Origin of the sequence: Mastigocoleus sp. MO_188.B34, from assembly GCF_030065675.1 — a bacterium.
In the GTDB taxonomy this organism is placed as follows: Bacteria; Cyanobacteriota; Cyanobacteriia; order Cyanobacteriales; family Nostocaceae; genus Mastigocoleus.
On the sequence record NZ_JASJDK010000004.1, the window covers coordinates 13,702 to 28,490 of the forward strand.

Annotated in this window: 14 protein-coding genes; 8 read left to right on the forward strand and 6 right to left on the reverse strand. The window is 39.2% G+C overall.

From position 1 onward, the window contains the following. The first annotated feature begins 406 nt into the window (after positions 1 to 406). The gene (locus QNJ50_RS01470; protein WP_300631265.1) at positions 407 to 1,042 is read left to right on the forward strand and encodes a hypothetical protein; all 636 of its coding nucleotides are present in this window, start codon (positions 407 to 409) and stop codon (positions 1,040 to 1,042) included. Between the two features lie 399 nt (positions 1,043 to 1,441). Here the strand turns inward: QNJ50_RS01470 and QNJ50_RS01475 are convergent, their stop codons facing one another. Further along, positions 1,442 to 1,576 carry a hypothetical protein gene (locus QNJ50_RS01475; RefSeq protein ID WP_300631267.1) on the reverse strand — a complete coding sequence of 45 codons (135 nt, stop codon included), beginning with the start codon at positions 1,574 to 1,576 and terminating at the stop codon, positions 1,442 to 1,444. 34 nt (positions 1,577 to 1,610) lie between these two features. On the opposite strand from QNJ50_RS01475, the gene QNJ50_RS01480 reads away from it, so the two are divergent. The 5 genes from QNJ50_RS01480 to QNJ50_RS01500 all read left to right on the forward strand — a co-directional run bounded on the left by QNJ50_RS01480 (position 1,611) and on the right by QNJ50_RS01500 (position 5,719). Next, entirely contained in the window at positions 1,611 to 2,147 is a 537-nt protein-coding gene (locus QNJ50_RS01480) for a hypothetical protein (RefSeq protein WP_300631269.1), read from the forward strand. A gap of 30 nt (positions 2,148 to 2,177) precedes the next feature. Next, a complete protein-coding gene (locus QNJ50_RS01485; RefSeq protein WP_300631271.1) occupies positions 2,178 to 2,459 on the forward strand; it encodes a hypothetical protein in 282 nt (93 codons plus the stop codon). Between the two features lie 92 nt (positions 2,460 to 2,551). Beyond that, the gene (locus tag QNJ50_RS01490) at positions 2,552 to 3,133 is read left to right on the forward strand and encodes a hypothetical protein (RefSeq protein WP_300631273.1); all 582 of its coding nucleotides are present in this window, start codon (positions 2,552 to 2,554) and stop codon (positions 3,131 to 3,133) included. Positions 3,134 to 3,162: 29 nt separating this feature from the next. Beyond that, entirely contained in the window at positions 3,163 to 3,801 is a 639-nt protein-coding gene (locus QNJ50_RS01495) for an SMI1/KNR4 family protein (protein WP_300631275.1), read from the forward strand. Positions 3,802 to 4,663: 862 nt separating this feature from the next. Further along, a complete protein-coding gene (locus QNJ50_RS01500; protein WP_300631277.1) occupies positions 4,664 to 5,719 on the forward strand; it encodes a LuxR family transcriptional regulator in 1,056 nt (351 codons plus the stop codon). Positions 5,720 to 5,753: 34 nt separating this feature from the next. Here the strand turns inward: QNJ50_RS01500 and QNJ50_RS01505 are convergent, their stop codons facing one another. The 4 genes from QNJ50_RS01505 to dnaG form a co-directional block, all read right to left on the reverse strand. Then, on the reverse strand, positions 5,754 to 6,230 hold the full coding sequence (locus tag QNJ50_RS01505; protein ID WP_300631279.1) for a YbjN domain-containing protein: 477 nt from the start codon (positions 6,228 to 6,230) through the stop codon (positions 5,754 to 5,756). 282 nt (positions 6,231 to 6,512) lie between these two features. Then, positions 6,513 to 6,938, reverse strand: coding sequence for a type II toxin-antitoxin system VapC family toxin (locus QNJ50_RS01510; RefSeq protein WP_300631281.1), 426 nt, complete (start codon positions 6,936 to 6,938; stop codon positions 6,513 to 6,515). Continuing rightward, a complete protein-coding gene (locus tag QNJ50_RS01515; RefSeq protein WP_300631282.1) occupies positions 6,935 to 7,180 on the reverse strand; it encodes a type II toxin-antitoxin system prevent-host-death family antitoxin in 246 nt (81 codons plus the stop codon). Before QNJ50_RS01515 ends, QNJ50_RS01510 begins: the two co-directional genes overlap by 4 nt. A gap of 247 nt (positions 7,181 to 7,427) precedes the next feature. Then, the gene (gene dnaG / locus QNJ50_RS01520) at positions 7,428 to 9,401 is read right to left on the reverse strand and encodes a DNA primase (RefSeq protein ID WP_300631410.1); all 1,974 of its coding nucleotides are present in this window, start codon (positions 9,399 to 9,401) and stop codon (positions 7,428 to 7,430) included. 546 nt (positions 9,402 to 9,947) lie between these two features. Between dnaG and QNJ50_RS01525 the strand changes: the two genes are divergently transcribed. Both QNJ50_RS01525 and QNJ50_RS01530 read left to right on the forward strand, forming a co-directional pair. Further along, entirely contained in the window at positions 9,948 to 11,306 is a 1,359-nt protein-coding gene (locus tag QNJ50_RS01525; protein ID WP_300631284.1) for an N-acetylmuramoyl-L-alanine amidase, read from the forward strand. A 508-nt stretch (positions 11,307 to 11,814) separates the two neighbouring features. Then, positions 11,815 to 12,894, forward strand: coding sequence for a glycosyltransferase family 4 protein (locus QNJ50_RS01530; RefSeq protein WP_300631286.1), 1,080 nt, complete (start codon positions 11,815 to 11,817; stop codon positions 12,892 to 12,894). Positions 12,895 to 13,326: 432 nt separating this feature from the next. On the opposite strand, the gene QNJ50_RS01535 is transcribed toward QNJ50_RS01530, so the two are convergent. Further along, a complete protein-coding gene (locus QNJ50_RS01535; RefSeq protein ID WP_300631288.1) occupies positions 13,327 to 14,643 on the reverse strand; it encodes a flippase in 1,317 nt (438 codons plus the stop codon). Positions 14,644 to 14,789 lie beyond the last annotated feature (146 nt).

Below are 14,789 nucleotides of genomic sequence, written 5' to 3' on the forward strand. Positions count from 1 at the left end.
ATTTTGTAAAAGTGTCATGTCAGGGGAATTTTCAGACCCGAGTAGCTCTGTCATGATCAAGGTGGTTAAAGAAATAAGGGTTGTTGAGGCAAAGCCAAGAAGCAGAAAGGTTAATTTAACTCATACCTACCCGACTCAGAAATTCAACAACCCGTGAAGATACGATACGGACACCAACTCAACTTTTGATTTGCAACAGCCTCTGAGACATTGAAAACTCAGTGCCTAAGATAGTGTCCGACAAATCCTCAAATAATATGCAATATTAAGGAGAATAAAAATGGCTGACGATGTAATTGTCAAAGCCTCTGCTCCCAGTAGCGTAGCAGCAGCAGCTCAGGCAGCGGCCGAAGCCTATGCCCCAGATGAGGTTGAAAAGCATGCACAGGCCATTATGGATGCATGGATGGTCAAACTGACGAAACAGACTGATGAGTACACAAAGCGTGCCATGGCAATGGCAAGGGGTGAAGGTTTAGAAATCGCCGAACCCATCTCAATCGGAGGTCCTGTCCCCTACCCATGGTTTAATGTAATCCTAGCAGGTCCATTCCAACCCCTTTTGCCAGGGGGGCCATTTCTACCTCAGAAGGTCATTAGGGCTGGTGAACCCGCCTTCATGATTGGTATTGTCTGGCGCAATCCAGTAGGTGTGAACTGGGATCCGACTGCTCCGCAAGCTAATGTACTTATGGCTGCCTATAACCTCCGGGTGTGGTTGGAGACTTGTAATGTAACAACCTGCGGTAATGGACCGGACTTTGGTCCAATCAATTTTGCTCCTCTCGGCGGTGGATTCTTGAACGGATTCATCCAACCGATCAACTTTCCAGTTCCTCAACAAGGAAGACCTAACCTTTATGAGATGAACTTGACTGCAGACGTTAGCGGACCTGTAGGAGGTCTACCGTTTGCTGGATATGCAACCTGGGTATTCAATCCCGACCTAGAGCCAGCCATCTTCCCACCGTTCATTCGTCCAGGAGTACCCCCTCATTGGGATTATGATAAACCTGCGCGCTTCTTAGTTTATACAGCTTGACAAATGGCCTATTAACACGACCAACAGTGCTCATAGGCCTCTAGATAGAGATCTCGACCCTGATGGTTTCTGCAATTCAGCTGCTGTCGGGGCCGTTAATCATTGTACAAGGAGATGGTAAGCAATGGTGTTACCCAATACCAGTATTTCTCAAGAAGCTCAGCGAGGTCTGGATCGGGCCATTTTGTTACATCTTTTTGATCCTAATGTCTCACTCATCGACCTGGGACTCCGCATTCGAGATAGTCAAGGTCAAACCCTGGAGCCTGAGGTTTGTGTTCGAGTCCATGTACGCCAAAAACTCAAAGGACCTGCCTTTGAAATGTTTACGAACCAACATCCGGGACGCATCATCGATCCTCAGCGCATTGGCTTTCCTGTGGATGTGCCACAAGCAGATTATAAGCTCAGACAGTTTCGGTATCCTGCTTCGTCAACACTATCCAAATCCCGTGCGGGAGTATTCAATCCTATGCAGGGCGGCATTAGTATATCAAACGCCATTTCTTCTGGATATGGGACTTTGGGTGGCAAGGTTATTGACCATCAGACTGGCGCTGAAATGATTTTGAGCAACTGGCACGTACTATATGGCAACTGGTATGCTTGGCCAGGAATGGCGGTTTACCAACCTGGCAGGGGAGATAAAGGGCACTCTGACCACACCGTTGCCCACCTTAAACGTCATGCGATGGAACAGTTTCTTGATGCGGCTGTCGCAGAATTAGCCGATACAAGGTCTTTAAGCAAAAATCAATTTGAGATTGGAGCGGTGACTGGTGTAACTAATCCCACCCTGGGTATGCAAGTGATAAAATCAGGCCGTCGTACTGGGATTACCACAGGTATCATTGATGGTATTGAAGGCCGAGAAGTGATGTACTACAACGGAGTACAGCGAGTTATCCGTCATGTTGTCCATATTGCTCAAACAGATGACGGTGGACAAATTAGTGCAGCAGGTGATTCTGGTTCGTGGTGGTTAAATGAAAAAACTCATCAGGCGGTAGGTCTGCATTTTGCAGGCAGTGACCATCCAGAATATGGGCTAGCGATCGCCATGCCTCCAGTATTAGATGCCCTTAATGTGGACATCGCTCTCTAAGTATATTTACCATTGTTCTAACATCGGACATTGCAAAAAGTACAGCCAATGGTACAAGGTAACTCTGAATTTTGGGCAAAAGCCCGTCGTGCTCAAAACGAACTAGTGGAGCAATTCCTTAACCATCCCGACGTAAGTCTGATTGATATTGGTTATTCACCTGAAGGAAATCAGAATAGTGGGGAAATTGTACTACGGATCCATGTGCGCGATCGCTGGATGAAGGCTAAGCTTGAGGAACGGATTACTTTCCCTAGCCAGATTGAGGGTATCCCAGTCATTGTCATCCCTGGAGAGTACGAGTTTGAGTAACACAGATACCCTCGCAACAGAAGGGTAATCAGTAACCTTGTATTGTTGTGAATTCTGCGAATAGTTCTCCCCACTACAAATGGAGAAAGATCGTGACAAATGAAAATAATCTACCAGTCGAAGAAAATCAATCAGCTTCTACAGAAAGCGAACGCCAGGAGATAAGGGAAATCCCAGACAAAGAAGAAATACCAACAGCACAGGAAACACAAGAATCACAAGAAGTAGTTGAGGTAAATCAAAAAGCGGTACCACCTCCAACTGAGGCTCACATTCCTTTACTAGCGACACCTGAGCCATCAGATAATATCCAGATCGAAATTCTCAATGTTCGAGTATTCGAGCCTGAAGACTCGGTTGGTGTTTCAATCCTCAAGAAAAAACTAGTGGCAGAGCTTAACTTTAGGATATCGGGAACCCAAGCCAAAATTCTGACAACAGAACATTATCCCTTCCAAACTTCCTTTTATACTGTTGATTTAAGAAGTAAAAATTTGAACTTGGTTGCCAGTGAGGAAGGAAAACTCAAAGCCCAGAAATTGGAATATACCATCCAAAAGGAATTTCCGGTTCCTAAGGCGGGTCGTTACGAATTCCACACGATTGTACTCTTGCTGCCACCCCATACTCAAATGAAGTCCTATCAAGGTCCGATCCTCAGTGTAGTTCCTTAACAGCAGGGAGTGAAATAAGTATTTTTAAAATGTGTACATTCGACTGGGAAAACTTTTTAAGACAGTGGAGCCGAGAGATACTGGAATCAAGGGAAAATTTTCTAGGGGAACTACCAATAGAGGTGATCGATTCTGGTTGGTTAGGGTATCCAGGCGCAACTGAAGAACAACTTAGCCATGCCGAAGTCCGCTTAGAGGTTACTTTACCTCCTTCCTATCGAGCTTTCCTGAAAGTCACCAACGGTTGGCGTCAGACCACACCTTTTATTCATAGACTTTGGTCAACTGAAGAAATTGGGTGGTTTTCGCGCAGACATCAAGATTGGATCAATGCTTTTATAGACCGATACCTGAAACAACAATATCCAGATAATTCCATCAACGGCTGGGATACACCAATTCCGCCAACAACAGATGCAGAATACTTTGTCTACAGTGATACTCAGGATTGTAGGAAGTTACGAGTGGATTACCTCCAAACAGCTCTGGAAATTAGTGACAAAGGAGATTCTGCTATTTACCTTCTCAATCCCCAGGTCATTACAGAAGATGGAGAATGGGAAGCCTGGTTTTTTGGCGACTGGCTTCCAGGCGCTGACCGATATAGATCATTTTGCGAAATGATGCAAGCGGAATATGAAAACTTTCTTGATTTAAAGGAAATATAACCCAGAAGTGATAACAAAACTGAATACAGATTGGGTTCTAAGTTGTAATCAATAAATAAACATTTATTTTAAAGTTCTTAAAGTTCAATTATTTCTATTAAAGGATTTCTAAATAAATATAAGCAATTAATCAATATGCATAAATTATACATATCAATGGATATAATTAGAATTTTAAATTGTCAAGAATTGATAGAAAACTGTACTCTTAGAGATTAAAAACGCAATCGATTTAGTATTCTATTTTCAGACAATTCGTGAGATTCACTGCCATTATCAAATATTTTGAAACTTACACAATTATTAATCCTTAAAACATTAATCCTTAAAACATTAATATTTCAAATAAATTTCAGTCTGCATAGTTAAGTTACTAGGCTCAATAGAATTTGAGTTATTTCCAAGTTTAAGCAAAAATAGACTAATATAAATATATTTTAAACCGGATATAATTATTTTATGTGAACAGAGATTATAGCAATACTTTGATTATTTTAAAAGAAAAAACACAAAAGATGATAGTTATTTTTGAGCTGATTAACTATACTACGGTACCCTAATGGGGTAATTTTCAAGCTTGCTTGACTTTGCCATGATGGAAATAAGACGACAAATCAAGGACTATCAAATCCAAATAGTTTTACTTAATAAATTTGTAGTTTAATCAGCTTATTTATCCAGATGTAATACTAGCCTATATTTACCTAAATCTTCCTATGACTACAAAAATAGCTTAATAAAAATGATTGATGTGAAAGCCTAAAATCAAACTGATTCGACTATTTCCTGGTCTGTTCATCACTTTTATTCTTGATATTTAATATTTTTGGATCGGGGTTACTAGCTCGGACAATAACTCTATATGTATCAAGAAAGCCAAGTACTCGATCGCAATTGTTCGATTTTTTCTCTTTTCAGAACCATGAGTTGCATCTTCCCCTACGAAAAGCTTATTGAGAATAGCTTGATTCTGACTGCCCAAATGGAGTTAGTTTATGCAAATGATCGGGTTTTCCAGGTCTTGCAACAACTAAGCTATGATGAGTTACCAGCAAATCAACTACCCGTGGAAATTTTGCATCTCTGTCAACCCTTAGTTCAGAGTCGCAATCTATTTCCAAATCAATGCTGGCTGCTTCATTCTGAAATCCTTACTAATGACTTAACCTGCTTACATATTCAGGTGCGATGGTTACAACTAGAAAAACTGGAAAGTCCTTTTCTACTAATCACCGTCGAGGATCGACATCAAGCAATTTGCAATATAGCATTTGAGGAAGCCCAAACATATGGATTGACACCTCGTGAAAAGGAAGTTTGGTTACTTCGCCGCAAGAATTACACTTACGATCAAATTGCTTCGGAGTTATTTATTGCTCCTAGTACAGTTAAGAAGCATATGGCAAGTATTCACTTTAAACAGAAAGAAGTTCTTAACATCAGGAAAGACTTACTTACTAGGTCTGACTCATCAGACCGAATCATGCAGTTCAAATATGAAAATTCAAGCTACAGTGACTCTGTCAGAGCATTTGTAGACTTGACGTTAAGACCATCTGATAATTCAGAGACAAAAATAGAAAACCAAGAATTATACTGTTGGTATGTAGCTTTTTGTAAAGCTCATAGATTTCAGAGTCATTCAATGAGTCGGTTCATTTCTCGTCTGAAAAAAATTTTGCCTCAACACAGGGTAAAGCGCCAATTCAGACGAGTTCACGGTCAAAGATTAACTGTTCGGGCTCATTGGAAACAGCTTGCTCCTATTGATGGTGTGTTCGAAAAAATTGCTAATCTTAATACCGACGATTCGCCAAAAGAAACTGAGTGGAATTGCATCAAGTCAAGGTGTACTGAAGGTGGATTGGCGAAATTTTTACTGGGTTTTGATAATCCAAACTTAGTATTTGCGGACTGATTCATATCTTTTTACTTTTTACTTGCGCTTAGCCCTATTGTGCGGCGGGTTCCTTTTCAACTTCCTCCACTTCACATATTGCATCTTCTGGCGAAGCACCAGCGTAAATGACTTTAATCATTCCAGGAAAATAATCATCCATAGTGGATAGATTTGCATAAAGCATTCTTTTAATAATGGGGAAATCTAATTCATTATCTGCTAGATAAATACTAGTTTTATAGCGAATTTCCCCATCTCTAAAATCCATTTCAAAATTACCTAAATTCATCCCGTAATTCGCCCGAGTGAAGAACTCCGCCATTTCGGTGTATTTATTTTCAGGTACTTTCACTGGAGATATGGAATAAAATTTAAAATTCCTCTTTTCTTCATTAATAATTACGTAGCAATTGTAGTTACTATTATCCAAATCTACTGCTACTTTAAAAGCTCTACCTTCTTCTACTTCTGTATAGTTCCAATCATCTTGTACGAAGAAGTTAATAACTGATGTATATAAACTTTCCATTAATATTTCCCTAATCTATAATAATTATTTTGCTCAGCGAACTTATTTTGTGCTCTGTGTTAGCTTTAGTTTCGCTAAGATAATTGCAATCAAATCACTATCGATCGGATATATAAACTCATCTGTCAGGATGGTTTTTTGGTATCATCCACCCGGATATTTATGGCGCTACGCGCAATTCAAAAGTCAAAAGTCGTACAGACGTGACATGTCACGTCTGTACAAAAGTCAAAAGTCAAAAAACGGTACTTTAAGTGATAAGCAAGATCATTTGATTATCTGTTATGAAACATCATTCCAAGGATTTAAAAGTAATACACCCGTAACCTCAAAATCTTTCACATTACGGGTCATCAAATATAAACCATGACGTAAAGCTGTTGCTGCAATCAATCCATCTGCAGCTGCAAGAATAAATCCTTTTTTTTGTGCAATTGCTGTAATCTCACCCCAGATAGCCGCTATTTCTGAATCAATCTGTAAAACACGTTCTGCATAAATATGTTCAATATTATTAAACCATACAGATAAATCTCGCTTACAACGACTTTCAGACAGTAGAGAAATTCCTTTACTGATTTCACCTAAAGTAATAACACTGATATAAATATCGTTATCCAGGAGACTATTAACAGCATTCTTAACAGATTCTAATGGTATTGGTTTGTACAGTTCGGATAAAACGCAAGTGTCAAGTAAGACCCTCATAAATCTACTGTCCGCATGGAGCTTTTATCCCGTTCTAAGTCTATATCCTCCATGCTATGTGGGGGGTTTAAAAGATGTTGTTTAAAACTTGGTCTTTCTCCTATTAAGCGTTCATATTCTGCTTTCGATATCACAACCACTGTATCATTACGTCGTTGGATTATCTGTGGTCCTACGGTGAGTACTTTGTTCACCAGTTCAGTCAATCTATTCTTTGCATCCGCCAAACGCCATTCTTGCACTACATTATTCCATTAATCTAGCTAATCTAGCTATATTGTATAACGAAATGAGTAGGAATTAATCCTGTAGGGTAGGGTGTAACATAACTGGTTCCTTGTCTCTGGCAAGGAACACCTTATTCGAGGCTCTGCCTCAGGTATAATTAAGAGGCGGAGCCTCTTGTATGGGTTCCAAGCCTGAGCCTGGGAACCAGAGATCTAACAAATTAAGTAACACTCTCATTCCCCGTTCCCCGTTCCCTTCTCCTCAAAACAAATCTGTCAGGGAAAATTGTCGTAAACGATCCAATTCCTGCAATTTCATTTTTTCCCCATAAAAAGCATCATAATAAGATTGCCAGCGTTTGGGTTCTGCTTCTGGATCTGTTTGCTCCCAAAGTTCCAAATAGTGACGATAGCGTTTTTCCCGGAGTACTCTTTCCATACAAGCTGTGGTTGCATGAACCACTTGAGGAGCGCGAGTAAGTTCCTTTTCAGTTTTTTCATCAAGATGAAATAATCGGGAAACCAAACTCATCTCGGTTTCAAATTCTAAACATCGGTCTTGCAATCGGGAAATTAAATCTGTTTCTGCTGCAATATTGGGAGATATTTCTAAAATCTGTCGCCAGAAAAATCGATGGTGAGACAAACTAAATTGTAAATCCCGTTCTTCTAAAATTTGAGAAATTATTGGTCGCTGTAAAGGACAGTGAAGATAAATTTGCAGTAGTAATGCTTCTGCTTGTTCTAACAGACTAGATTCATTGTTGGGAAGGGAAGGTTTTCTCTGGGTAGAGTTTTTATTAGAGTTTTTGCGTCCCGAACTAAAACGTTGCTTCGAACTAAAGTTTGAATTCCATTCTCCCGAATTTTTCCCACTAGTAATCTGAGTTAACAGATTCTCAACTCTTAGGGGTACCAGTCTAGTATCTCCCAAACTCAGAATTTCCGCGCAATGGGAAACATAATAATTTCTAGTGTCGCTGTTGCTAATATTTTTCAGCAACTTCACCATTTTTTGGGAAACTTGTTGAAAATCAGTAGCTTGTTTGAGGTCGCAATCTTTGGTAACTTGCTGAATCTGCCAATCTAACCACAAAGGAGCATTTGCTAATAATTGGTGATAATCTTCCGAAGTATGACTTTGTAAATATTCATCAGCATCCTTACCATCGGGAATATTGAGAATTTTCAATTGAACTTCGCCTTTGTATGCAAGGTCGGCGATCGCACCAATTGCTCTTTCTGCTGCATTAGTTCCAGCTTTGTCAGCGTCAAAATTAAGTATCAGTTGCTTTGAGTCACAATAACGCAACACTAATTTAACTTGATCTAAACTTAATGCCGTACCCAAAGAAGCAACTACATTATTAATACCTTTCTCGTGAAGTGCGATCGCATCAAAATATCCTTCCACCACCACAGCTTTGTCAGATTGAGAAATCCCTGCTTTGGCTTGGTCGAGGGCAAATAAAGTTTTACCCTTATTAAATAATTCCGTTTCCGGAGAATTGAGATATTTTGGTTGGTCGTCTCCCATAGTTCGACCACCAAAACCGATGGTGCGTCCGAGTATATCTCGGATGGGAATCATCACGCGATCGCGAAATGCATCGTAATAACCCCGTCCTTCTTTCCGGGGTTTAATTAGTCCGGCTTTTTCTACCAACGGAGCGGGATAATTTTTATTTTCTACTAAATAACGATAAAGGGTTTGCCAACCCACAGGAGCATAACCCAAACCAAATTTTTTAATAGTTTCTGTTTGTAGTTGACGATTTTGAGTTAGATATTCCAGTGCTGACTTACTAACAGAAGGATTGCTGGGGGAATTCCACAAAGCATGTTGGTAAAACTGTGCGGTTACCGCCAAAACTTCATAAAGTTGTTCCCGTAGAGAAAGTTGGCGATGTAATTCTTGTCTTTGTTGTGGTTCGAGAGTTTTAACCTGGACTTGGTAACGTCGTGCTAAATCTAGCACAGTTTCAGCAAAGGAACGTTTTTCCAATTCCATCAAAAATTTAATCGCATTTCCTGCCGCATGACAACCAAAGCAATAATACATTTGCTTGCTCGGGCTGACACTAAAACTAGGTGTTTTCTCATTATGGAAAGGACATAAACCCAAAAAGTCTTTGCCACGCTTCCGTAAGACTACGTAATCTGAGATCACCTCATATATATCTACTCTGCTTTTAACTTCCTCAACAGTATCTGGGTGTAGGGAGGGGATTTGCATCATTACATGCTCAGTTCCAATTCTTAAATATCAATTAGCTGTGTTGACTAGTAGTATTTTTCATTCATTCTGGCGATTTGTAGAGACACGACAGAGGCTAACGCCGACGCTGCAGGCTCTGTCGCGTCTCTACGGGGTTTTGTGGAAAAAACAAGGCTAATGGCTAACACAACAAATGAAAAGGAGTACTAGCCGTCAGTTATTTGCCGCTCGAATATCCGTGGTTTATAAGTTTCGACCTTATTATAGTCGTCCCTAAAGCAAGAACGATCTATAAATTTTTCAATTTTAATATTTTTCAATTTTAATTATGTGAGTTTAATTATTTGAGTTTAATTGTTCGGAAGAATTATTCCATAAAATATGCCCCTAAAATCACAAACGTCCGTAAATATGCGATTCACGACGAATTAGTAATTATCATATTGTTATTGTTCGGGCAAGAATGCTATGTAGACTTTTAAATTTTTTCTCAATTTGTTTTCTCAAATTTTTTCTCAAATTTTATTTTCGGATTTAACGATATAGATAAGGAACCAATATATTATGGGACGTATTTTTATTTCTGCAGCACATGGTGGTAGAGAAGCTGGAGGAATAGATCCAGGTTCGGTCGCAGGTGGTACAACCGAAGCCAAAGAAATGATTCAATTACGAGATTTAATTTTAACAGAACTCAGATCGCGCAAATTTTCTGTTTTAGGGGTACCTGACGATTTAAGCGCGCGACAAACAATTAGCTGGATCAACGCCCGCGCTCGTAGAAATGATATCGCCGTAGAAATTCATGCTGATGCAGGATCTAACCCTTCTGTCCGAGGTTCCACAGTATTTTATATCGCCAATAATGAAGAGCGGAGAAGACACGCGGAATTACTGTTAGTGGGATTGTTGCGTCGCGTCCCCCAATTACCAAACCGGGGTGTCAAACCAGATACCGCTACAGGTATAGGTCGCTTGATGTTTTGTCGTCAAGTTGCTGCACCTTCAATGTTGATGGAAGTTGGGTTTTTAAGTAGCCCAGAAGACCGTTCTTTATTGCAAAGCCGTCGGCGTGATTTTGCTGTGGGTATTGCTGATGGTCTTGCTTCTTGGAGTCGCACAATCGATCCCGGTTCCGCTCCCCCTCCTCCCACTGAGCCCAGCTACCCAGCAATTAACATTAAAATGAATGGGCAAAATTACGAAGAGCAAGGGATACTAGTCAGTGGTAACGCTTATATTCCCATCGATTTAATAGATCGTTTGCGAATTGATTTATCCCAAAATCCCGATGTCCGTCGTATTACCTATCGGCGAGTAGTTTATGTCAAAGCAGTAGAACTACGAGATTTTAATGTTTCCGTTGGTTGGGATGCACCTACTCGGACTGTAATCTTAAAATCCAACTTACAAATTTGTGTCGGTAACATTGAGAGAATTATGTCCGCTGGCAACACATCTGAAGTTCAACTACAGTTATTTTTAAGAAATAATAATGAAAACTCCCTAGTTAAATTTCCGGATTTACCCAAACTTTACCGGGAAGAAGCAAGTGTAGAAGGAGTGAATTATGATGTCGCCTTCTGTCAAATGTGTGTAGAAACAGGATTTTTGCGCTTTGGTGGCGATATTAGACCCGAACAAAATAACTTTGCTGGTTTGGGAACCATTGGTGGTGGTACGGATACAGCAATTTTTGAAAACGCCAGAATTGGTGTTAGGGCTCATATCCAACACTTAAAAGCGTACGCCAGCTTGGAACCCCTAGTTAATGAAGTCGTAGACCCACGCTTCCGCTTTGTTACCCGAGGAATTGCACCATTAATTGACCAACTGTCCGGTAGATGGTCAGCAGATTTGCAATACGGAGAGAAAATTAAAGCTATGCTCAAAAGACTTTACGAGTCAGCAGGAATCTTTTAAATTCTCATCTTCCCACACTTCCCACATCTCCCACACTCCCCACACTCCTTTCACTCGATCAAACAACCTTCTCTCGACATGGGAACTGGAAGTAGTCTTGCCTTAATACTTAATCCCAGTTAAATTGTATTGGGATTAAGTTGACATAAGCCAAAATTCAACTCCAAAAAATAAAGAAACTTTAAATAAAATCAATTTAATATAAATTCAAAATTCATCAAAATTTTATATATGACAAAGTTAATATCTTGACATCACCAGTATAAGTACTACTGCAAACATATTAACTGTTTTTACACAAGTATTATTTTTTCAAAAATCATTTAAAAATACTCGTTTATAAAGCAAAATCATAATAAATATTTATTCTTTATCCAGAAAATATTACTCCGAAGAAATACAGTTGTTGATAGTTGTATAGTAAAATACTTTAAGCCTTACTAAAGGGGGGTGGAAATTTCCAGCTCTTTTGGCTACACTAAATATACATATAATCAAGGAGACTTACATGCGGATTGCTCAGGTCGCTCCACTGTGGGAAAGAGTACCGCCACCCGCATATGGCGGCGTAGAGTTAGTCGTAGGATTACTGTGTGATGAGTTAGTCCGACGCGGTCACGAAGTAACATTATTTGCATCAGGGGACTCAATCACCTTAGCCAACTTAGACTCAGTTTATCCACGTTCCTTTCGTTCAGATAAACTCGTCAAAGACTACAACGTCTACGAAGTACTGCAACTGAGTCGCCTTTACCAGCAAGCTGATAAGTTTGACATTATTCATTCTCACGTTGGTTACCCAGCTATTAGTTATGCCGATTTAGTCAAAACCCCAACCGTGCACACCTTGCACGGTATTTTTACGCCTGATACCGAAAAAGTTTATATAGAGGGGCGTTCCCAGCCATATGTTAGTATCTCCAATGCTCAACGGGAGCCAAGATTAGGGCTCAACTATGCCGCAACTGTATATAACGGTATCGATATTGATAGCCATCGTTTTTACCCAGAGCCCCAAGATCCCCCCTATCTAGCCTTTTTAGGTAGGATATCTCCAGAAAAAGGTACTCACCTTGCAATTGAAATTGCCAAAGCAGCAGGTATTCCCTTAAAAATGGCAGGGAAAGTAGACGTAGTAGATGTAGAGTATTTTAAAACTGAAATTGAGCACCACATTGATGGCGAGCAAATTCAGTATTTAGGTGAAGCCAATCATTTTGAGAAAAATGCCCTTTTAGGAGGAGCTATAGCAACATTATTCTCTATCACCTGGCGCGAACCTTTCGGGCTAGTGATGACAGAGTCTATGGCTGCTGGGACACCTGTGCTAGCGAAGCCTTTAGGTTCTGCACCAGAAGTTGTCGCCCATGGTAAGACAGGCTTTTTATGCGATACGACAGCAGAATTTGTGGATGCGATCGCTCGTATCAAAGAAATCGACCGTCACGAGTGTCGCAAGCATGTGGAACAGAAGTTTAGCGTTTCCAGTATGATTGACGGGTACGAGGCTGTCTACAAACAACTCATACAAGATAAGTTTTCGTTAAATGGATACTCTCAAGAATTGATAGACAACATCATTCAGTAAAATAAAGAGGATGAGTTTAACAAAGACGCATCCATTTTTTGAGCTTGAGATGATGATATTTATTGGTTGAAATAATAGGATTGTGTTGTTAGTGACGCTGTTTCCATGCGTCTTCAACAACTTTATGTGATACGGAACTATGTAGCACAATTTTATGTTGTCACAAGCTTAGACTGTCTTCAATATGCCCTGTACGCATCTATTCCCGTTGTACGAGTCTTTTATAAATTATAATTACCCTAATCTCTTATCCGGTTAACCTAGGATATTTTTTTCTATCTTCTTCAAGGTTTGCTTAATCTTTACTTTGAAAGGCATAAATACATTAGGTTTATACAATGTTTCTTCAGTAAATTTATCCGCCTGCCAATTACTAAAAATATAATAGATATCCAAATATGCAGGATGTGAGATAGGTCATAATTTCTAACCTTAAATAGGTAAAAATGATGCGATCTGGATCCAAAAAATTTTTCGGGTTTGTGGATGCATTGCATTACCCAAAAATGAGGCGACTGCTTGGGATATGACAGTGGCGATCGCAGCTCCCACACCACCATATTTAGGAATCAGTAAAAAATTTAATATTATATTAATAATTGCTCCAGCTAAAGTCCGATGTAAAGAGAAATGAGTTAAACCTTCTGCAACAAACCATGGAGATGATGCAATCCCCATAAAAACAAATATACAAGCCCAAACATGAATTGCTAATATAGAGCCTGCGGCGATATAGCTTTGACCAAATAACAAAGTAATTAAATTTCCAGAAATAAAGGTAATAGGTAAGGCTATTACTAAAGCTAATACTACTAGTAACTTAATTAATTGTTTGAGCCGTCGATAGTAAATTGTTTCCGATTCTTCTTTGAATTTGTATAATTTTGGGGCTACAGAAGAGGAAATTGCTGTGGGAATAAAATACCAAACTTCAGACATCTTCGCAGCAGCTGAATAAATCCCAACAGCACTACTACCAACTATTTGTCCCAACATAATTTGGTCAATTTTCATATATATGATGATAGTTAAACCAGATAAAATTAAAGACCAACTTTCTTTCAATAAGCTTTGAGCAGTGGATAGATTCCAACGCCAAAACCACAATGAATTACCTTCAAAGTGATACATAATTACCAAGCCCAATGCAGCTAAACTCAACTCTGCTAATACTGCTCCACCAAAAGCTAGTAATGGTGCTTGAAAAGTAATTAAAATGATTTTGAAAATTGTGACAATTATAAAAGCTATATTTTTGGCAATTACAGTATATTTAGAACGTACTTGTGATTGAAACCAAAGGTCAATTGTGTCGAAAGCTCTAAAAACAGTTGTAGTGGCTAAAATTACAATCAACCATATTGTTACTGGATCGTTTTGAGGTAGTAAAAAAGCACATATTACGGCTAATAATAAAGAACTAATACCACCCAATAACCTCAAGCAGAAAGTTGTCCCTAATATTTCTGTTTTATTTTCTGGGTTACGGACAAGTTGACGGATAACAATATTATCTAGCCCTAAATTAGCGATTGGAACAAATAAAGCGACAAAAGCAACAGCATAGTTAAATAAACCATATTGTTCCACTCCGAGATGACGTGCAATCCAAACTCCCACAAATAAATTTGCACCCATACGAAGAATACGATCAGCAAACAACCAACCCGTATTTGCAACAATCAAGTGTAATTCAGAACCAGATTTAAGTAGTGATAAACGTTGCCGAATTTTAAATTTATTGAACATTAACTATTTAATTTCCAAAGATTAATTGGCAACAGATATGCTAACTTTTGCTTTAAAAGTATTAATTGAATTAATAGTAATTCACGTAGGGTGTGTTAGGCGCTCGACAATAAATTTTTTTAAGTAAAAAACTAAATAGCGCCGTA